Genomic DNA, 19,120 nt, shown 5'->3' with positions numbered 1-19,120 from the left:
CGATCGTCTTTTCCGAGCGGCGGAGCCGCTTGCTGTGGGCCGTCAACCGGCTCCGCTACCGGCATGGGCTCGCAAGCCGGCTCACCAGTGACGTCAGTTGAGTGCGCTGCCCTTTTGCCACTGATCCCAGGAGAGGGCCCAGTCGCCGTAGAGGTCCCAGATCGGCAGCTGCTTGCCGCCCGAGTTGCTGACCTCCACGACGTCGCCGAGGTTGAAGTTGTTGAAGAACCACTGCGCGTTGTCGGCGTTGAGGTTGATGCAGCCGTGCGAGACATTGGAGTTGCCCTGCGCGCCCACGCTGTTCGGGTTCTCGTGCACGAACTCGCCGTCGTTGGACATGCGCAGCGCCCAGTGCTCCTCGGACCGGTACCAGTTGGGGTCGCCCTTGCAGACCCCGTAGGTGCACGAGTCCATCGTGTAGTTCTGCTGCTTGTCCGAGATCACGTGCGCGCCGAGGTGCGTCGGGGTGGCGTCCTTGCCCATGGAGATCGGCATGGTCTTGACGACCTGTCCATTGTGGAGGATCTGCATCTGCTCGGTGTTGCCGTCCGCCTTGGCGATCCACGAGTCGTGCACGTGGTAGGTCTCCGTGCGGTCCTCCGCGCCGTACACGCCGTTGCCGAAGTCCACGCCGTAGATCTTCGCGGTCACCGTGATCTTCGTGCCCGGCTGCCAGTACGCCTTCGGGCGGTAGTGCACGTTCTTGTCGTCCACCCAGTACCAGCTGCCCTGCTGCGGCGGGTCCGACTTCACCGTCAGCTGCTTCTCCACGGCGGCCTTGTTCTTCACCGCGTACGTGAACTGGAACACGATCGGCTGCCCCACGCCGACACCCGTCGACGCGACCGACGCCGGCGCCGGGATCATGTTCGGGTTGGCCTGCTTCGCCGGGTTCAGCGTGCTGATCGTGCTCTGCTGCTCGACGGTCTTGCCCGCCGCGTCGGCGCCGTGCGCGTCCACGGTGTACTTCGCGCCGTAGCCCAGGACGTCACTGGACGTCCACGTCGTCTTGTCGGCCGACAGCGCGCCCTTGACCTTGGTGCCCTTGGCGGTGTTGGTGACCGTCACGTCGGTGAGCGTGCCGTTCGTGGCCTTCACGACGATGGGCGTGGTCGGGTTGACGTCCGTCGTCTGGGCGGGCTCGATCGAGACCTGCACCACCGCTCCCGCCTGCGACGAAGCCGTGGTACCGCCGGTGTTCCCGCCGTTGGCGGAACCGGAGTCGTCGGAACTGCACGCCGAAAGGGCGAGCACGGTCACCAGCAGTCCGGTGAGCACACCGGACCGCGCTCTGCCGGGGTTTCGTAAAGACTTCTTCAAGAACATCTGGTCTCTTTTGTCGTGGAGGTCGGGAGGAGCGGGCTCGGTGCTTCAAAGTACCGCGCTCGTATGGACGCCCCACCACGTGGTTTGTTGCCGGGGAGTGGCGTGCGTCACCACTCGTTCTCCCTGCCTGACACCACTTTCACACCGGGCCCGCCGTACAGGCCGGGGCCGTCCACCGCGAGGCCGTCGAGGTGTACCCGCGCGGCCTCGTAGGCATTCGCGGCGAGTTGTTCGGTGTGGCGGAAATCCAGCGGGCTCATCCGCAGCGGAACCGGCCCGGGGAGGTACACGACGGGCACCTCGGCGCCCGCCACCGGGGCTTCCAGCACTGCTTGGTTGCGCATGCTGATCATCGCCGTGTACATGAGCACCTCGGCCATCGTGCGCGGCGGCGACGGGATCTGCCCGGGAAACGCGCAGTCCAGCACCACGAGGGACTTCGCACCCATCGAAAGCGCCTGGCGCATCGGCACGTTCGCCACGAGCCCGCCGTCGTAGAGCAGCCGGCCCTCGTGCTCGACGGGCGGGTAGATGCCGGGGATGGCGGCGCTCGCGAGCAGCGTCGGCAGCAGTTCGCCCGTGCGGAACAGCCGGGGCTCGGCGGTGTCGACGTCGGTGGTGACGACGCCGAGCGGCAGCTTCAGGTCCTCGAAGGTCGTGCCGTCGCCGAGGTGCTCGCGGATGATCGCGGCGAGTCCGGTGTTGGGGAACAGGTGCGTCTTCGCGTGCCGCAGCGTCCGGACCTGGCTGAACACCCCGCCGGGAAACGCTTCCTGCCGCGTCATGTGCGCCCAGATCGCGGGCAGGCGCTCGCTCGCGTCGCCCGGTTCGAGCGCGAGGAAGGCGCCATTGAGCGAGCCGACGGACGTGCCGGTGACGAGGTCGGGCCGCAGCCCGTACTCGTCGAGCGCACGCAGCATGCCCACCTGCATCGCGCCGAGGCTGCCGCCCCCGCCGAGGACGAACCCGACGGGCCGGGGCAGGTCCAGTCCGCTCATGCCCCGATGGTCCCTCGCGCCCGTGGCGGCGGCCAGTCCGTCGTGACGAGTGCTACGCCGGAAAATCGCTGGGTACGGCCGTTTACGCTGCTCCTGCCATGATCCCTGTGACCTCGCTGCCCGCGATCGAGTGTGACAGCACCCCGCTGCACCTCGCGCACCTGCGCGACCGCGCCCGGGTGCCGTGGTGGTGGCTGCTGTGGCTGGCCGTGCTCGTCGGCGTGCACGCCGCGGCAGGCTGGGAGGGCACCGACACCGCCGGGCTGGCTATCGGGCTCACGTCCTGGGTGGGCTGGACGATCTGGCGGCGGCTCCGCTCGGTGCGGTGGGCCGAGCCTCTGCTGCGGGAGCAGCCATGGCTGCCGCTCGCCGCGACCCTGCACGGCAGGCGGATCGTGGCGGGGGAGACGGTGCTCGCGTTGCGCGGAATGCCCCGGCAGGTGCGCAACGTCATCGCGCGCACCGGGCAGGTGTGGCTCGTCGGACCGGACAGCCGGGGCAGGGCACTCGTGCGGGTCGAGGGCTCGGGTCGGCCGTGGCCCGCGCGGGTGCGGCGGCGAGCCGGGCGCGCGAGCCTGCCTCGGCAGGTCGACCACCAGTGGCGCGAGCGGCGTGTGTTCCGGGTGGCAGCGGGCTTCGCGGTGCTGTTCGCGGCGGCCCTGGCGGCGCTCGTCGTCGGCACGGTCATCGAACCACCGCCGTCCGAGGACCTCGGCGAAGCGTTCTTCGTCTACGGCATCGTGGTCGTTCCCCTGGTGATGGTGGTCGTGCGCGCCCGGGCGCTGCGGAGCCATTTGCGGGGCGAGGCGAACTGGTACCCGCTCCCGGGCGCGGTTGACGACGCCGACTTCGCCGAAGACGACGAGCTGTGCGTCCGCGGGTGGACGGTGCTGCCGGAAATCGGTCCCGTCGAGGTGGAGATCCCGGCGTGTCCGCTCGACCTCTACACCGACATCTGGTTCCACCGGCGGATCTGGGTGCTCGGGCCGCCGCGCCTCGGCGAAGTGGTGATCGGGATGCCGGAGTTCCCGCTTGCCGTCGAGGCCCTTTTCTCCCCGAAGAGCCTTCCCTGATCGCTACCCATGGGTAACACTCGTCACAAAGGCTTGACGCCGATGTCGAGGAGGTGCCTGGTGGCGACGCAACCGAAGGTGACGGAAAAGGAGGCCAGGGCGCTCGCGGAGGAGTCGCGCGAGACGGACTGGCGCAAGCCGTCCTTCGCGAAGGAGCTCTACCTCGGCCGCTTCCGGCTCGACCTCGTCCACCCGCACCCGCGTGCCACGCCGGAGGCCGCGGCGAAGGCCGACCGCTTCCTCGACCAGCTGCGGGAGTACTGCGCCACGATCGACGGCAGCGTCATCGAGCGCGAGGCCCGCATCCCCGACGAGTACATCAAGGGCCTCGCCGAGCTGGGCTGCTTCGGGATCAAGATTCCCGAGGAGTACGGCGGGCTCGGCCTGACCCAGGTCGCCTACAACCGGGCGCTGATGCTTGTCGGCTCGGTGAATCCGACCCTCGGCGTGCTGTTGTCGGCGCACCAGTCGATCGGCGTGCCCGAGCCGCTCAAGCTCGCGGGCACGCCCGAGCAGAAGGCGAAGTTCCTGCCGCGTTGCGCGCGGGGCGCGGTCACGGCGTTCCTGCTCACCGAACCGGACGTCGGCTCCGACCCGGCGCGGCTCGCGACCGCCGCGGTACCGACCGAGGACGGCGAGGCGTACGAGCTGGACGGCGTGAAGCTGTGGACCACCAACGGTGTCGTGGCGGAGCTGGTCGTGGTGATGGCGCGGGTGCCGAAGTCCGAGGGGCATCGCGGCGGGGTGACGGCGTTCATCGTCGAGATGGACACGCCCGGCATCACCGTCGAGCGGCGCAACGCGTTCATGGGCCTGCGCGGCATCGAGAACGGCGTGACGCGTTTCCACAAGGTGCGCGTGCCGAAGGAGAACGTCGTCGGCGGCGAGGGGCAGGGGCTCAAGATCGCGCTCGCCACGCTGAACACGGGACGGCTGTCGATCCCGTCGATGTGCGCGGGCGCGGGGAAGTGGTGCCTGAAGATCGCGCGGGAGTGGGCGTCCGAGCGGGTGCAGTGGGGCAAGCGGCTCGGCGAGCACGCGGCGGTGGCGAACAAGATCTCGTTCATCGCGGCGACGACGTACGCGATGGAGAGCGTGCAGGAGCTGTCCGGGCACATGAGCGACGAGGGCCGCAACGACATCCGCATCGAGGCGGCGCTGGCGAAGCTGTGGGCGAGCGAGATGTCGTGCCGGGTCGCGGACGAGCTGATGCAGATCCGGGGCGGGCGCGGCTACGAGACGGCCGCGTCGCTGGCGGCCCGCGGCGAGCGCGCGGTGGGGGTCGAGCAGCTGGTGCGGGACCTGCGGATCAACCGGATCTTCGAGGGTTCGACGGAGATCATGCACCTGCTGATCGCCCGCGAGGCGGTCGACGCGCACCTGTCCGCCGCCGGTGCGCTGGCCGACGCGGAGGCGGACCTGCAGGCGAAGGCGAAGGCGGCGGTGAAGGCCAGCGGGTTCTACGCGAAGTGGCTGCCGCAGCTGGTGACGGGCCGCGGTCAGGTGCCGACGTCGTTCGCGGAGTTCGGCGAGCTGGCCGGTCACCTGCGTTACGTCGAGCGGACCGCGCGGAAGCTGGCGCGCTCGACGTTCTACGGCATGGCGCGGTGGCAGGCGGCGCTGGAGAAGCGGCAGGGTTTCCTCGGGCGGATCGTCGACATCGGGGCGGAGCTGTTCGCGATGGCGGCGAGCTGCGTGCGCGCGGAGATGCAGGGGACCGCGGAGGCGCGGGAGCTGGCGGACGTGTTCTGCCGCCAGGCGCGCGGGCGGATCGAGGAGCTGTTCGACGCGTTGTGGGACAACACGGACGACGAGGACTACGCGTTGACCGCCCGCGTGCTGGAGGGCCGGTACGCGTGGCTGGAGGACGGCATCCTCGACCCGAGTGAGGGCACGGGCCCGTGGATCGCCGACTGGCGGGCGGGCGCGTCGACGGAGGAGTCGGTGGCGCGCCGCATCGGTACGTAGGCTTCGGAGTCGTGGGGCTGCGGATCGAGCTGAGCACGGACACCGTCGAGGGCGCGGTGACGGCGGACGCGCTGGGCGCCGACCGGATCGAGCTGTGCTCGGCGGGGGAGCTGGGCGGGCTGACGCCCGGCCCGGGCCTGCTCGCGGCGGTGCTGGCGCGGTGCCGGCGGTCGGAGGTGCACGTGCTGGTTCGCCCGCGGGAAGGCGATTTCCGGTACGCACCGTCCGAAGTGGACGCAATGCTGGCGGACGTCCGCCACGCGGCGTCGGCCGGTGCGGCGGGCGTCGTGGTGGGCGCGCTGACGTCGCGGGGCGCGCTGGACCGGCCGGTGCTGGCGGACCTCGTGGCGGCGGCGGAGGGTCTGCCGGTGACGGTTCACCGCGCGGTCGACGTGTGCGAGGACCCGGTGGCGGCGGTGGAGACGCTGCGTTCCCTGGGCGTCGCCCGGGTCCTCTCCTCGGGCGGCGCGGCGCGGGCGGAGGACGGCGTCCCGGTGCTGCGCCGCATGGTGACTGCCGCGGGCGACGAGCTGACGGTGATGGCCTGCGGCGGCATCCGCCCGCACAACGCCAGGGCGATCGCCGAGGCGACCGGGGTGCGCGACCTGCATGCGGCGCCCCGCCGCCGGCTCGCGCCGTCGGGAGGGGCGGCCGTGGACTACGGAACGCACGCCGTCCTGGACGAGGAGGTGGCACGAAAGCTCGTGGAACTGGCGCGGTCGTGAACCTCTAGACCTTTTCCTCCACCCGGGACCGCTTCTTCCGCCACCGCCGGAAGAAGAACAGCCCCGCGAGCACCAGCACTCCCAGCACGATCAAGCCGCCCGTGTTGAAGGCTCCTTCGATCTGCTTCGCCGCTTCGCCCAGTGCCACGCCGAGGCTGATGTGCAGCGCCGACCAGCACAGGGCGCCCGCGAAGGCCGCCGGGAGGAACTTGCGGAACGGCAGCCCCGACGTGCCCGCCGCGGCGGGCATCAGGGTGCGGATCACCGGCAGGAACCGCGCGAAGAACACCGCCCACACGCCCCGCCGCTGCAGGATGCCCGTCGCCCGGTCCCACGCCTCCACGCCGTGCTGCTGGATCAGCTTCGTCTCCCGCAGCCGCGACCCCCACCGGTGCCCGATGCCGAACCCGATCGAGTCACCGAGCGTCGCGCAGACCGTGACCACCGCCCACAGGACCAGGAACCGCGGCACCGTGTGCGCCGTCGTCGCCGCGACCAGCAGGCCCGACTCGCCCGGCGCCAGGAACCCCAGGCCGATCGTGCACTCCAGGAACACCAGCAGACCCGTCGCGCCGACGAGCGCCGGCTGCGGCAGGCCCTGCAGCCAGTTCAGGATGTCGGTGATCACGGTTCTCCCCTGTCCGTTTTGTCACCCCTCGCGGTGTCCAAAGTAGCGAACCACCGCGGGCGCGGCTTCCGGGAAGAACCCTGGGATCAGCGGGTGAGCCGTTTCGGGGCCTGCTGCCGCCAGGCCCGCTCGACGAGTTCCCTGACCCGCTCGTCGTCGACGTCCGCCAGGCGGACCTGCAAACCGAGGAAGCTCCTGCGCGCGTCAGGCCGCCGGACTGCCTCGAAGACCGCCGGATCCTCGGCCGCCGCGTCGTTCGCCTCCTGCTCGTCGATGCAGAAGACCGCCGTGGTCTCGTCTCGGCCCATGCCGAGGAACGTCCGGCCGCGCACCTGGAAAACCGGCACGTGGAACCGGAAGTGACTGGTTTCCCCGACCTCTGGCAAGGCCATCGCCCACCGGCGGATGTCCTCGGTCGTCGCCATGCGACCTCCTGGCGTCAGCGGGTGAGCAGGCTGCTCGCCTCCTGCGCCGCCGGGCCGGCTTCGGCCAGGTGCGACAGGTTCTCCGGCAGCGGCTCGCCGCGGTGGCGTTTGGTCTGCGCGTACAGCCGGCCCGCGCGGTACGACGAGCGCACCAGCGGACCCGCCATCACGCCCGCGAAGCCCAGCGACTCCGCGACCTGCGAGTGCTGCACGAACTCCTCCGGCTTCACCCACCGGTCCACCGGGTGGTGGCGGACCGACGGGCGCAGGTACTGCGTGATCGTCAGGATCTCGCAGCCCGCCTCCACCAGGTCGCGCATCGCGGGCTCGACCTCCTCGGGGGTTTCCCCCATCCCGAGGATCAGGTTCGACTTCGTGACCAGCCCCGCCTCACGGGCGCGCGTGATCACCTCCAGCGACCGCGTGTACCGGAAGCCCGGCCGGATCCGCTTGAAGATCCGCGGCACGGTCTCGACGTTGTGCGCGAGCACCTCCGGCCGCGAAGAGAACACCTCGGCCAGCTGTTCGGGGTCGGCGTTGAAGTCCGGGATCAGCAGCTCGACACCGGTACCGGGGTTGAGCGCGTGGATCTGCCGGACGGTCTCGGCGTACAGCCACGCGCCGCCGTCCTCCAGGTCGTCGCGCGCGACACCCGTGACGGTGGAGTAGCGCAGGCCCATCGCCTGGACGCTCTCGGCGACCTTGCGCGGTTCGGTGCGGTCCAGCTCGGCGGGCTTGCCGGTGTCGATCTGGCAGAAGTCGCAGCGCCGGGTGCACTGGTCGCCACCGATCAGGAACGTCGCCTCGCGGTCTTCCCAGCACTCGTAGATGTTGGGACAGCCCGCTTCCTCGCACACCGTGTGCAGACCCTCGCGCCGCACCAGGCCCTTCAGCTCGGTGAACTCGGGGCCCATCTTGGCCCGGGTCTTGATCCAGGACGGCTTCTTCTCGATCGGGGTCTCGGCGTTGCGGACCTCGAGCCGCAGCAGCTTCCGACCTTCAGGCGCAACAGTCACGCGCCCCAGCCTACGCGCTCCAGCAGCTACGACGGGTCGGGCGTGATCCCCGTCAACTTGGCTGTCAGCTGCCACAACCCGGCCCCCGTCTCGCGGTCCAGCGCCGCCCGCAGCGGCTGCACGATCACGGGCTCGCCGCGCAGCTGGAGCGTCTTCGGGCCGATGTAGTCGCCGCCGTTGACCTCGGGCGCCGTCGCCGCGTACAGCTGCGGCAGCGCGCCCATCCGCACGTTCTGCGCCAGCAGCGCGTCACCGAGCTTGGTGATCGCGCCGAGCACCGTGCTCACCAGCGGAAGGCGCTGGGAGCGCGCCATCGCGGAGGTGAGGCCGGTGGCCGTGTACCCGGGCGCGGCGACGACGCTCAGCACGTCCTCGTCCGCCGCCCGCAGCCTCCGGTCCAGCTCCAGCGCGAACGTCTGGTTCGCCAGCTTCGACTGCCCGTACGCCGCTCCCGGGTTGTACCGGCGGTGCTCGAAGTTCGGGTCGTCCAGGTGTACGCGGGCGCCGATCGCGGCGACGCTCGTCAACGTCACCACGCGGGCGCCCGTGCCGCCGCGCAGCGCGGGCATGAGCAGCCACGTCAGCGCGGCGTGCCCGAGGTAGTTGGTGCCGAACTGCAGCTCGAACCCGTCGGCTGTGCGGCTGCGCGGCGTCGCCATCAGGCCCGCGTTGTTGATCAGCACGTCGAGCGCGTCACCGGTGGCCTCGCGGGCCTGTCCGGCGGCCTTGTGGACGGACGACAGGTCGGCCAGGTCGAGCGCGATCAGCTGCGGCGCGGTGTCCGCGACGGCCTGGACCTCCCGCAGCGCCTGGGCGCCGCGCTCCGCGGACCGGCAGGCCAGCAGCACGCGGGCGCCCTTCGCGGCCAGCGCCTTCGCGCTCTGCAGGCCGAGTCCGGAGTTGGCCCCCGTGATGAGCGCCGTGCGCCCGGACTGGTCCGGGATGTCAGTCTCTGTCCACATACCGCGTAGTAGACACCAGGTCAGGCGCTGGGCGCGAGCATCCGCAGCAGCTGACCGAGCGGGTTGCGCCGGGGAGCGGGCAGTCCCGGCCCGTGCCGCAGCAGGGCGGAGAACGCCGCGCCCACCTTGGTGATCTCCTCGATCGGCTCACCGGGCTCCGCCAGTCCGGCGGCGACGGCGAGGGACCGCTGCTCGGCCTCCCGCACCTGCCGCAGCGACGGGTAGCGGTCGCCGTGCGCGTCGAGCACCGCCCGCAGCACCGGATGCTTGCGCGCGGCCCGGTTCCAGGCACGGGTGACGGCGTCGACGTGATCGTCCGGCTCGTCCTCGAACTCCACGCGCAGGTGGCCGCCGAGCACCTGGCCCCAGCGGTACTGCAGCGCGAGCAGCAGTTGTTCCTCGGATCCGAACACCTCACGCGCACCAGGGACCTCAGCGAAGGGCAACGGCCCTTGCGGATCCCGCGCGGCCCGCCGCAGCACCGCGTCGGCTGTTTCGCGTCGTTGGTGGAAGTCTTTCCAGCTCATGGGTCAAGTCCCCTTCTGTGACCCTGGCCATACTCTGAGTTTGCGCCATACCGTCGGTATGGCGAACACCGTTAACATACCACGGGTATGTGAAGTTCATGCTGGCGTAAGCTGTGGCGGTGGCGACAATGCGGTCCAGGCGACTCGACTATTCGGAGTCCACCCGATCCGCACTGGTGGACAGCGCCGTCGAACTGTTCACCAAGCGGGGCTACGCCGGCACCTCGCTGGACGAGGTCGCCAAGCGCGCCAGGGTGACCAAAGGGGCGCTGTACCACCACTTCAGCGGGAAGCAGGCGCTTTTCGAGGCGGCTTTCGCGCAGGTGGAAAGCAAGGTCTTCGGGCGGCTGGAAGAAATCATGCGCGGCCCGGAGCCGCCGTGGGAGCGCGCGTTGCGCGGCCTGCGCGAGTTCATCTCCAGTTGTCTGGACCCGGCGTACCAGCGCATCGCGATCCACGAGGCGCCGGTCGTGATGGGCTGGGAGCGCTGGCGCGAAGCCGAGGACAGGGCGAGCTTCGGGCTCATCCGCTCCAGCCTGGAGGACCTCATCGAGGCGGGCGAAGTGGACGACGTGCCGGTGGAGATCACCGCGCGCCTGCTGTTCGGTGCCTTGTCTTCCGCCGCAACGGAAATCGCGAGCTCCCCGGACCCGAAGAAGGTCGGCCACCAGGTCGAGTCGGTGATCGTCCACCTCCTCACGCGGGTGCGCCGGACGGATTAGGGTTGACTCCGTGGACTTGAGAATCTTCACGGAGCCCCAGCAGGGGGCGAGCTACGACGACCTCCTCCGAGTCGCGAAAGCCACCGAGGACAACGGTTTCGGCGCGTTCTTCCGCTCCGACCACTTCCTGGCGATGGGCGGCGCCTCCGGGCTGCCCGGCCCCACCGACGCGTGGGTCACCCTGGGCGCGCTCGCCAGGGAGACCAAGCGCATCCGCCTCGGCACGCTCGTCACCGCGGCCACCTTCCGGCACCCGTCGGTGCTCGCGATCTCCGTCGCGCAGGTGGACCAGATGTCCGGCGGTCGCGTCGACTTCGGGTTCGGCGCCGGCTGGTTCGACGCCGAGCACACCGCCTACGGCATCGAGTTGCCGCCGGTGAAGGAGCGCTTCGATCGGTACGCCGAGCAGCTGGAGATCATCACCGGTCTGTGGGAGACGCGCGAGGGCGAGACGTACAGCTTCTCCGGCGAGCACTACCGGCTCGAGAACGCGCCCGCGCTGCCGAAACCCGCGCAGTCGCCGCGCCCGCCGGTGATCATCGGCGGGGCGGGCAAGAAGCGCACCCCCGCGCTCGCCGCCCGGTACGCCGACGAGTTCAACCTGCCGTTCGTCGACGCGGCCACCGCCGCCGCCCAGTTCGAGCGGGTCGAGGCCGCCGCGCGCGAGATCGGCCGCGACCCCAAGGAGATCACGCGCTCGGCCGCGCAGGTCGTGTGCATCGGCGCCGACGACGCCGAGGTGGCCCGCCGGGCCGCGGCGATCGGCCGCGAGGTGGACGAGCTGAAGCAGAACGGTGTCGCGGGCACGCCCGCCGAGGTGGTCGACAAGCTCGGCCGCTACCGCGAGGAGAGCGGGATCACCCGCCTGTACCTGCAGGTGCTCGACCTGTCGGACCTCGACCACCTGGAGCTGATCGCCTCCGCGGTCGCGCCCCAGCTGTCCTGAACGCGAGGACCGGCCCGCTCGGCAGCGGGCCGGTCCACTCAGGACTGTTGCAGGGCGAACGTCACACCCGGCGCGGAAGGCGTTTCAGGACGCGGCAGCCACCGGTTGTCGCTCACCGCCAGCTCGCCGTCCAGCGCGGCCAGCACCGCGTCCCGCGCCAGCGGCAGCGCCTCTTCGACGGTGACCTCGCGCTCCAGCTCCCAGGACAGCGACGTGGTGCCGACGTCCCGGATGCCACACGGGATGATCTTGTCGAACGCGCTCAGGTCGGCGTTGCAGTTCAGCTCGAAACCGTGCATGGTGACGCCGCGCTGCACGCGGATGCCGATCGCGGCGATCTTGCGCTCCTGCCCGCGGTCGTCGGCGGGCACCCACACCCCGCTGCGGCCCTCGACGCGGCCGGTGTGCACGCCGAACTGGTCGCACACCCGGATCAGCGCCTCCTCCAGCCGCCGCACGTAGTTCACGACGTCGATCGGGTCGCCGAGCTTGACGATGGGGTAGCCGACCAGCTGACCGGGCCCGTGCCAGGTGATCCGCCCACCGCGGTCGACGTCCACCACCGGGGTGCCGTCCACCGGCCGGTCCTCCGGCTGCGTGCGCTTGCCCGCCGTGTACACCGACGGGTGCTCCAGCAGCAGCATCGTGTCCGGCCCCGTGCCGTCCGCGCGGGCGTTGGCGTACGTCCGCTGCAGCTCCCAGGCTTCGAGGTAGTCGATGGTGCCGATCGGACGGACGTCGACCGGCTCGGTGGCAGCACGGCAGGAAACACTCACTCCCGCAGGTTACGCCGCCGCGGAGGGCGTCGATACCGGTCCCGGTAGGAGCCTCAGCACAACCGCGCCGAGCAGCCCGATGCCCAGCACGCCGAGCACCGCGCCGACGGTGTCGCTGAGCCAGTGCACGCCCAGGATCAGCCGCGTCAGCGCGACCACCACCGTGAGCAGGGCCGAAACGAGGGCCGCGCGGCGGGTCAGCGCGGGGGCGAGCCACCGGCACAGCAGCACCACCGCCAGGCCCGCGCTCGCGATCGCCACCACGTGCCCGCTGGGGTAGCTGAACTCCGAGTACGCGCGTGGCCGCTGGCGCAGGAAGATCGGCTTGGCCACCCAGCTGGTCAGCCGCGCCAGGCCGAACACGAGCAGCACCCGGACCGCGATCCACGCCTCCGCGCGCAGGTTCCGGTACCACGCCAGGATCGCGCCGACGAGGATCCCAAGCGCCACCGCGGCGGGCAGCACGAGACCGACCAGGTTGCTCACCACCGTCGTCACGCTGCCGACCGTGCCGCGCCACAACCCCTGGAACACACCTGTGACGGCGAGGTCCACCGCCAGTGGCTGCTTCGCCACCGCGAGTCCCAATGCGACGAACAGGGCCAGCAGGCCCAGCCCGGTCGCGAGCCAGCGGATCACGTCGCGGCCGCCATCGCGGAGTCCACAGTGGAGTGCACGAACCGGTAACCGGCCCGCTGCAGCACGGAAGGCACGGCACGCACGGACGCCAGCACCATGTCGTCCGCGGCCTCGCCGAGCGCCAGTTTCAGCGCCGGTCCGGGCGCCCACCACGGCGCGGGGCGGTGCAGCGCCCGCCCGAGGGCACGGGTGAACTCGGCGTTGGTCACCGGCTCCGGCCCGGTCAGGTTCACCGGCCCGGCCACGCCCTCGTGCTCCAGGACGAACCGGATCGCGCCGATCTCGTCCTGCTCGCTGATCCACGACTGGTACTGCGCCCCGCTGCCGAGCCTGCCGCCCAGCCCGAGCCGGAACAGCGGTTTCAACGGCCCCAGCAGCCCGCCACGGCGACTCAGCACGAGCCCCGTCCGCAGGTACGCCACGCGTGTTCCGGCGCGCGCGGCGGGAGCCGTGGCGGCTTCCCACGCCTCGCACAGGTGGGCCAGGAAACCTTCGCCCCGCGGCGCTGATTCGTCCACGGTGGTGTTTCCCGTGTCGCCGTAGTAGTTCACGCCGGAAGCGTTGACCAGCACCGGAATCCGGTGCTCGGCGACGGCTTCGGCGAGCACCTCGGTGGGCTCGATCCGGCTGTCCGCGATCATCTGCTTCCGCGCCGCGCTCCACCGCGTGACCATCGTGGAGCCGCACAGGTTCACCACCGCGTCGACGCCCTCGAACGCCGCGCCGTCGATGCGGCCGGACGGCGGGTCCCAGGTGTGCTCACCGCTGCCGCGGACCAGGCGCCGAACCTCGTGCCCCGCCTCCAGCAGCGCCGAGACCAGGCCGGTTCCGATGAGCCCGCGGGAGCCCGCGACGAGGACGCGCATGCGCTCAGCTTAGGCGGAGACGACGAAGGGGCGCCCGGTTGCCCGGACGCCCCTTCGACTGATCCTTACAGACCCAGCTCGTCCTCGAAGTGGCCTTCTTCGAGGCGGTTCTTGATCGTGGTCAGGAACCGGCCCGCGTCGGCACCGTCGATGAGGCGGTGGTCGTACGTCAGCGCCAGGTACGCCATCGACCGGATCGCGATGGTGTCCTGCCCGTCGGCGTCGGTCACCACGACCGGCCGCTTCACGACCGCGCCGACGCCCAGGATCCCGGACTGCGGCTGGTTGATGATCGGCGTGTCGAACAGGGCGCCGTTGCTGCCCAGGTTCGTGATGGTGAACGTGCCGCCCGACAGCTCGTCCGGCTTGATCTTGTTCGCCCGGGTGCGGCCCGCGACGTCCGCGATCGCCTGCGCGAGGCCGGCCAGGTTCAGCCCGCCCGCGTTGTGGATCACCGGGGAGAGCAGGCCGCGCTCGGTGTCCACCGCGACGGCGAGGTGTTCCTCGCCGAAGTAGGTGATCTCCTTGCTCTCCTCGTCGAGGTAGGCGTTGATGTTCGGGTGCTGCTTGAGCGCCTCCACCGTCGCCTTGGCGAAGAACGGCAGGAACGTGAGCTTGACGCCCTCGCGCTCCTGGAACGCCGCCTTCGCCTGCTGGCGCAGCCGGGCGATCTTGGTGACGTCCACCTCGAACACCTGGGTCAGCTGGGCCGAGGTCTGCAGCGACTCACGGGTGCGCTGCGCGATGACCTGGCGGATCCGGCTGGCCTTCTGCACGGTGCCGCGCAGCGCCGACTCCTCCGCCGACGCCGCCGGGGCGCTGGGGCGCTGGGCCGCGGGAGCCTGGGCGGCCGCCGGGGCCGGGGCGGCCTGCTGCTGCTTCTGCTTGGCCTCGGCCGCCGCGAGCACGTCCTGCTTGCGGATCCGGCCGCCGACCCCGCTGCCGGTCAGCGACGACAGGTCGATGCCGTGCTCGGTGGCGAGCTTGCGGACCAGCGGCGTGACGTACGGCGTGCTGCCGTTGTCCTCCGACTCGGCGGCGTGCTTCGACGCCTGCGGCGCGGGAGCCTGCGGGGCCGGGGCGGCGGGCTGCGGCTTCGGTTCCGGCTTGGGCTCGGGCTTCGGCTCGGCCTTGGGCGCCGGGGCGGCCTGCTGCGGCTCGGGCTTCGGCTCCGGAGCCTGCTGCGGCTCGGGCTGCTTCGGCTGCTCCTGCTGGGCCGGCGCGGCCGAGGCGTCGCCGATGACGGCGAGCTGACCGCCGACCTCCACGGTCTCGTCCTCGTTCACGCTGATCTCCAGCAGCGTGCCCGCGACCGGCGACGGCACCTCGGTGTCGACCTTGTCCGTCGAGATCTCCAGCAGCGGCTCGTCGACCTCGACCGAGTCGCCGACCTGCTTGAGCCAGCGGGTGACGGTGCCCTCGGTGACGCTCTCGCCCAGCTCCGGCAGGGTCACCGGGGTGCCCTGCGCGGAGCCGCCCGGCGCGGGCTGCGCCTGCGGCGCGGACTCCTGCGCGGCCGGGGCGGCCTGCTGCTGCGGCTCGGGCTCCGGCTGGGCCTGCTCCTGCGCCGGGGCGCTCTCCACGTCGCCGCCGGAGTCGCTGCTGCCGCCGCCGGTGCCGTCGTCGATCACGGCGAGCTCGCCGCCGACCTCGACGGTCTCGTCCTCCTTGGCGACGATCCGCTGCAGCGTGCCGGCGACCGGCGACGGTACCTCGGTGTCGACCTTGTCGGTCGAGATCTCCAGTAGCGGCTCGTCGACCGCGACGGTGTCACCCTCCTGCTTCAGCCACCGGGTGACGGTGCCCTCCGTGACGCTCTCCCCGAGCTCCGGCAATGTGACGGAGTAGGCCATCGTTCGCTGACTCCCTTTGAATCCTTGTTGCTGTGGTCTGTCTTCTGCCCAGGTACGTCAGCTGTGCACGTGCAGCGGCTTGCCCGCGAGGGCCAGGTGTGCTTCGCCGAGGGCCTCGGTCTGGGTCGGGTGCGCGTGGATCAGCGGCGCGACGTCCTCCGGGAACGCCTCCCAGTTGTAGATCAGCTGGGCCTCGCCGATCAGCTCGCCCACCCGGTCGCCCACCATGTGCAGCCCGACGACGGGGCCTTCGGGCGCCTTGACCAGCTTGACGGCGCCCGACGTCTTGAGGATCTGGCTCTTGCCGTTGCCCGCCAGGTCGTAGGTGAAGGTGGTGACCCCGGAGCCGTACTTCTCCTTGGCCGCTGCCTCGGTGAGGCCCACCGAGGCGACCTCGGGGTGGGAGTAGGTGACGCGCGGGATGCCCGCCTCGTCGATCGCGCGCGGCTGCAGGCCGGCGATCTCCTCGGCGGCGAAGATGCCCTGGGCGAAGCCGCGGTGCGCGAGCTGCAGGCCCGGCACGATGTCGCCGACCGCGTAGACGTTGGGCAGGTTGGTGCGCAGCCGGTCGTCGGTGAGCACGAACCCGCGCTCGATCCGGACGCCGGCCTCCTCGTAGCCGTGGCCCGCGGTGTTGGGGCCGCGGCCGACGGCGACGAGCAGCAGATCGGCCTCGATGGTCTCGCCGGACTCCAGCGAGACGCTCACGCCGTTGTCGTCCTGCTTCGCGCCGGTGAACCGCACGCCCGTCTTGAAGTTGATCTTGCGGCGGCGGAACGCGCGTTCGAGCTGCTTGGACGCGAACTCGTCCTCGTTCGGGACCAGCCGCGGCAGCGCCTCGACGATCGTGACGTCCACCCCGAAGGAGGCCCACACGCTGGCGAACTCCACCCCGATCACGCCGCCGCCGAGCACGACGACCTTCTCCGGGATGTAGTCCAGCGACAGCGCGTCCTCGCTGGCGATGAACCGGCCCCCCAGCTCCAGGCCGGGCAGCGTCTTCGAGTACGAGCCGGTGGCGAGGATCAGGTTCTTGCCGGTGTGGCGCTGCCCGTCGACCTCGACGGTGGTGCCGCCGACGAACGTGCCGGTGCCCTCGACGAGGTTCACCTTGTGGGCCTTGGCCAGCCCCTGCAGGCCCTTGTAGAGCCGCGAGACGATCTGGTCCTTGTACTTGTTGACCCCGGCGATGTCGATGCCTTCGAGGATCGTCTTGACCCCGAACTGCTCGCCCTCGCGGGCCGAGTCGGCGACCTCCGCCGCGTGCAGCAGTGCCTTGGTGGGGATGCAGCCGCGGTGCAGGCACGTCCCGCCCAGCTTGTCCTTCTCGATCAGGGTCACGGACAGGCCCAGCTCGGCGGCGCGGAACGCCGCCGCGTAGCCGCCTGAACCGCCACCGAGGATCACCAGGTCGGGGCCAGCGTCGGTCACTTCACTTCTCCTCGAGGAGGTTCGTCTGCCATCCGGTTCAACGTCGTGTTACGTCCGAACCCTCATCATCTTGTCACTACGTACTCGCGACTTGCGAGGTAGCCGGGTGTGTTGCTGGGCGCACTCGCCGACGCCGGGATAATGGCCGGTGGGAACAGCGGGAAACGGGGTGGTCGAGGTGGGGCTCTTCCGGAGGCGCAGAGCGGGCACGCTGCGCGGAGCCACCGAGCGGGACACGCGGCACCTGGACGAGTGGGCCGCGGCCCGCACCGGTGTCGAGGCCTATGTGGAGCCACGCACCACGGTGACGGAAACCACCGTGGTGTTGGTCGCACACGACGGCGAGTGGACCCGCCGCCGCATCGGCAGCCTCGACGCGGCGCAGACCTTCGGCCGCAAGCGGGGGATCCCGGTGTACGAAGTGGCCAAGGTCGGTTACCCCCGCCGCATGCGCGAATACACGGCGCGACAGAAGAAGGACTGAGGAATTCCAGCAAGGGCCTGCGAGCCGGTGCGGGTAGCGGAACCTGAGGCGGCCTCTCACTCCGGGATCGCCGACTCATGACCGCCAGGTCACCACGTCGGCGCTGTCCTCGCGAGAGGCCACCTCAGAACCCGCGGCGGTGCGAGTTGACGGCCCACAGCAAGCGGCTCCGCCGCCTCTTTCAGCCGTTCGCGGCGATGTCGGCCAGGACTGCGGCGATGGTGCGCACCGGGACACCCGTGCCGCCCTTGCCGGTGTAGCCCCAGGCGCCGCCGGTGTTGTACGCCGGGCCCGCGATGTCGATGTGCGCCCACGGCAGGCCGTCCGCGACGAACTCCCGCAGGAACAGCCCGGCGGCGAGCATGCCGCCCCAGCGGTGCCCGGTGACGTTCGCCAGGTCGGCCAGCTTCGAGTCGAGGTCGGCCCGCAGCTCCTCCGGCAGCGGCATCGGCCAGCCGCCCTCGCCGGTCGCCTGCGCGATCCCCGCCACGCGGTCGCGGAACTCCTCCGACCCCATGATCCCGGCGGTCCGGTTGCCCAGCGCCACGACCTGCGCGCCGGTCAGCGTCGAGGTCTCGATCAGGTAGTCCGGGTCCTCCTCGGCCGCGCGCACCATCGCGTCGGCGAGCACCAGGCGGCCCTCGGCGTCGGTGTTGAGCACCTCGACGGTCTTGCCGCCGTACATGCTCAGCACGTCACCCGGCCGGTAGGAGCTGCCCGACGGCAGGTTCTCCGCGAGCGGGATGTGCGCGGTGACCTCCAGCGGGTACTTGAGCTTCGCGGCCAGCACCACCGACGCGAGCACCGCGGCGGCGCCCGACATGTCCGAGGTCATGTTGTCCATGTTCGCCGCGGGCTTGATCGAGATGCCGCCCGAGTCGAACGTGATGCCCTTGCCCACCAGCGCGACCTTCTTGCCCGCCTTCGGTCCCTTGTAGGACACGCGCACGAGCCGCGGCGGCCGCGAGGACCCGCCGCCGACGCCGAGGATGCCGCCGAAGCCCTTGCGCTTCAACGCCTTCTCGTCGAGCACCTCGTATTCGAGGTCGTTGGCCTCGGCGAGCTTCTTCGCGCGCTCGGCGAAGGACGCCGGGAACAGGTCGTTCGGCGGGGTGTTGATCAGGTCGCGGGCGATGATCACCGACTCGGCGATCGCGGTGGCGGCCTTCAGCGTCGCCTTGTGGGCGCGCGACTGGCCCTCGGCGGGCTGCACGAAGTCCACAGCGGACACCGGTGCGTCGCCCGGCTCGGACTTGTACTCGGTGAACTTGTAGGCGCCCAGCGCGAGACCCTCGACGGCGGCCTGCAGGTCCAGAGTGGACGGGACGAACAGTGCGCGGGCGGTGCCGGCCAGCGCACGCCCGGCGGCACCGGCGGCGCGGCGGACCTGCTCGGGGGTGACGGTGCCGTCCACGGCCTTGCCCAGGCCCACGGCGAGCACGACGTCGGCGCCGAGCTTGCCGAGCGAGGGCAGCTTGACGATCTCCTCGGCCTTGCCGCTCGCGCCCAGGGTGGCCAGCAACCCGGCGAGCTTGCCGTCGAACGCGGCATCGACCGCCTCCGCGCCCGGCGCGAGGACCGGTGCCTTCTCACCCTGGAGAGTGCCGATCACGACCACCTCGGCCCGGCTCTTGCCCAGGGCGGTCTCTGTGTTCTCGTACAGGGCGAACTTCGGCACGGTCACTTATGGCTCCTCGCGCGCGTGGACGATGTGGATGGTTTGCCATGCTAATAAGGCGGCCGGTGAACGGGAGA

General features: G+C 71.0%; 19 protein-coding genes. 6 read left to right on the top strand and 13 right to left on the bottom strand.

Annotated elements, in window-relative coordinates; all coding sequences use genetic code 11:
* Positions 1-93: 93 nt before the first annotated feature.
* Both FHX82_RS05635 and FHX82_RS05630 read right to left on the bottom strand, forming a co-directional pair.
* Positions 94-1,278 carry a L,D-transpeptidase gene (locus FHX82_RS05635; RefSeq protein ID WP_444541929.1) on the bottom strand — a complete coding sequence of 395 codons (1,185 nt, stop codon included), beginning with the start codon at positions 1,276-1,278 and terminating at the stop codon, positions 94-96.
* A 155-nt stretch (positions 1,279-1,433) separates the two neighbouring features.
* Positions 1,434-2,324 (bottom strand): patatin-like phospholipase family protein, encoded by an 891-nt coding sequence (locus FHX82_RS05630; RefSeq protein ID WP_145935556.1) that lies wholly within the window; start codon positions 2,322-2,324, stop codon positions 1,434-1,436.
* Positions 2,325-2,422: 98 nt separating this feature from the next.
* On the opposite strand from FHX82_RS05630, the gene FHX82_RS05625 reads away from it, so the two are divergent.
* The 3 genes from FHX82_RS05625 to FHX82_RS05615 are packed head-to-tail and all read left to right on the top strand — an operon-like array spanning position 2,423 to position 6,090.
* Complete coding sequence (locus tag FHX82_RS05625; protein ID WP_145935555.1) at positions 2,423-3,397, top strand: hypothetical protein; 975 nt, start codon at positions 2,423-2,425, stop codon at positions 3,395-3,397.
* Between the two features lie 60 nt (positions 3,398-3,457).
* Positions 3,458-5,365, top strand: a complete 1,908-nt coding sequence (locus FHX82_RS05620) for an acyl-CoA dehydrogenase family protein (protein WP_222425966.1) — start codon at positions 3,458-3,460, stop codon at positions 5,363-5,365.
* Positions 5,366-5,376: 11 nt separating this feature from the next.
* Positions 5,377-6,090 (top strand): copper homeostasis protein CutC, encoded by a 714-nt coding sequence (locus tag FHX82_RS05615; RefSeq protein WP_229881479.1) that lies wholly within the window; start codon positions 5,377-5,379, stop codon positions 6,088-6,090.
* 4 nt (positions 6,091-6,094) lie between these two features.
* Here the strand turns inward: FHX82_RS05615 and FHX82_RS05610 are convergent, their stop codons facing one another.
* The 5 genes from FHX82_RS05610 to FHX82_RS05590 all read right to left on the bottom strand — a co-directional run bounded on the left by FHX82_RS05610 (position 6,095) and on the right by FHX82_RS05590 (position 9,648).
* Entirely contained in the window at positions 6,095-6,718 is a 624-nt protein-coding gene (locus FHX82_RS05610; RefSeq protein WP_145935554.1) for a DedA family protein, read from the bottom strand.
* 86 nt (positions 6,719-6,804) lie between these two features.
* On the bottom strand, positions 6,805-7,143 hold the full coding sequence (locus tag FHX82_RS05605; protein WP_145935553.1) for an MmcQ/YjbR family DNA-binding protein: 339 nt from the start codon (positions 7,141-7,143) through the stop codon (positions 6,805-6,807).
* Positions 7,144-7,157: 14 nt separating this feature from the next.
* Positions 7,158-8,159, bottom strand: a complete 1,002-nt coding sequence (gene lipA / locus FHX82_RS05600) for a lipoyl synthase (protein WP_145935552.1) — start codon at positions 8,157-8,159, stop codon at positions 7,158-7,160.
* Positions 8,160-8,185: 26 nt separating this feature from the next.
* Positions 8,186-9,121 (bottom strand): oxidoreductase, encoded by a 936-nt coding sequence (locus tag FHX82_RS05595; RefSeq protein ID WP_145935551.1) that lies wholly within the window; start codon positions 9,119-9,121, stop codon positions 8,186-8,188.
* 20 nt (positions 9,122-9,141) lie between these two features.
* The gene (locus tag FHX82_RS05590) at positions 9,142-9,648 is read right to left on the bottom strand and encodes a hypothetical protein (RefSeq protein WP_145935550.1); all 507 of its coding nucleotides are present in this window, start codon (positions 9,646-9,648) and stop codon (positions 9,142-9,144) included.
* A 128-nt stretch (positions 9,649-9,776) separates the two neighbouring features.
* Here FHX82_RS05590 and FHX82_RS05585 point away from each other — a divergent pair, with 128 nt between their 5' ends.
* Complete coding sequence (locus FHX82_RS05585; protein WP_145935549.1) at positions 9,777-10,370, top strand: TetR/AcrR family transcriptional regulator; 594 nt, start codon at positions 9,777-9,779, stop codon at positions 10,368-10,370.
* A 10-nt stretch (positions 10,371-10,380) separates the two neighbouring features.
* Complete coding sequence (locus tag FHX82_RS05580; RefSeq protein WP_145935548.1) at positions 10,381-11,316, top strand: LLM class F420-dependent oxidoreductase; 936 nt, start codon at positions 10,381-10,383, stop codon at positions 11,314-11,316.
* Positions 11,317-11,354: 38 nt separating this feature from the next.
* On the opposite strand, the gene lipB is transcribed toward FHX82_RS05580, so the two are convergent.
* From lipB to lpdA, 5 genes are all read right to left on the bottom strand, one after another.
* Positions 11,355-12,092: a lipoyl(octanoyl) transferase LipB gene (gene lipB / locus FHX82_RS05575; RefSeq protein ID WP_145935547.1), complete on the bottom strand. Its 738-nt coding sequence runs from the start codon at positions 12,090-12,092 to the stop codon at positions 11,355-11,357.
* 9 nt (positions 12,093-12,101) lie between these two features.
* Positions 12,102-12,731, bottom strand: coding sequence for a phosphatase PAP2 family protein (locus tag FHX82_RS05570; RefSeq protein WP_145935546.1), 630 nt, complete (start codon positions 12,729-12,731; stop codon positions 12,102-12,104).
* Positions 12,728-13,597, bottom strand: a complete 870-nt coding sequence (locus tag FHX82_RS05565) for a TIGR01777 family oxidoreductase (RefSeq protein ID WP_145935545.1) — start codon at positions 13,595-13,597, stop codon at positions 12,728-12,730. The genes FHX82_RS05570 and FHX82_RS05565 overlap by 4 nt, the downstream gene beginning before the upstream one ends.
* 65 nt (positions 13,598-13,662) lie before the next feature.
* A complete protein-coding gene (gene sucB / locus FHX82_RS05560) occupies positions 13,663-15,450 on the bottom strand; it encodes a 2-oxoglutarate dehydrogenase, E2 component, dihydrolipoamide succinyltransferase (RefSeq protein ID WP_145935544.1) in 1,788 nt (595 codons plus the stop codon).
* 57 nt (positions 15,451-15,507) lie between these two features.
* Entirely contained in the window at positions 15,508-16,881 is a 1,374-nt protein-coding gene (gene lpdA / locus FHX82_RS05555; protein ID WP_145935543.1) for a dihydrolipoyl dehydrogenase, read from the bottom strand.
* Positions 16,882-17,050: 169 nt separating this feature from the next.
* Here lpdA and FHX82_RS05550 point away from each other — a divergent pair, with 169 nt between their 5' ends.
* Entirely contained in the window at positions 17,051-17,365 is a 315-nt protein-coding gene (locus tag FHX82_RS05550) for an oxidoreductase (protein ID WP_145935566.1), read from the top strand.
* A gap of 181 nt (positions 17,366-17,546) precedes the next feature.
* Here the strand turns inward: FHX82_RS05550 and FHX82_RS05545 are convergent, their stop codons facing one another.
* A complete protein-coding gene (locus FHX82_RS05545; RefSeq protein ID WP_145935542.1) occupies positions 17,547-19,049 on the bottom strand; it encodes a leucyl aminopeptidase in 1,503 nt (500 codons plus the stop codon).
* Positions 19,050-19,120: the final 71 nt, after the last annotated feature.

Origin of the sequence: Amycolatopsis bartoniae, assembly GCF_014191255.1 — a bacterium.
Classification (GTDB): Bacteria; Actinomycetota; Actinomycetes; order Mycobacteriales; family Pseudonocardiaceae; genus Amycolatopsis_E; species Amycolatopsis_E bartoniae.
The sequence above is the reverse complement of the archived record's forward strand: the minus strand, read 5'-3'. Positions and strand labels throughout refer to the sequence as shown.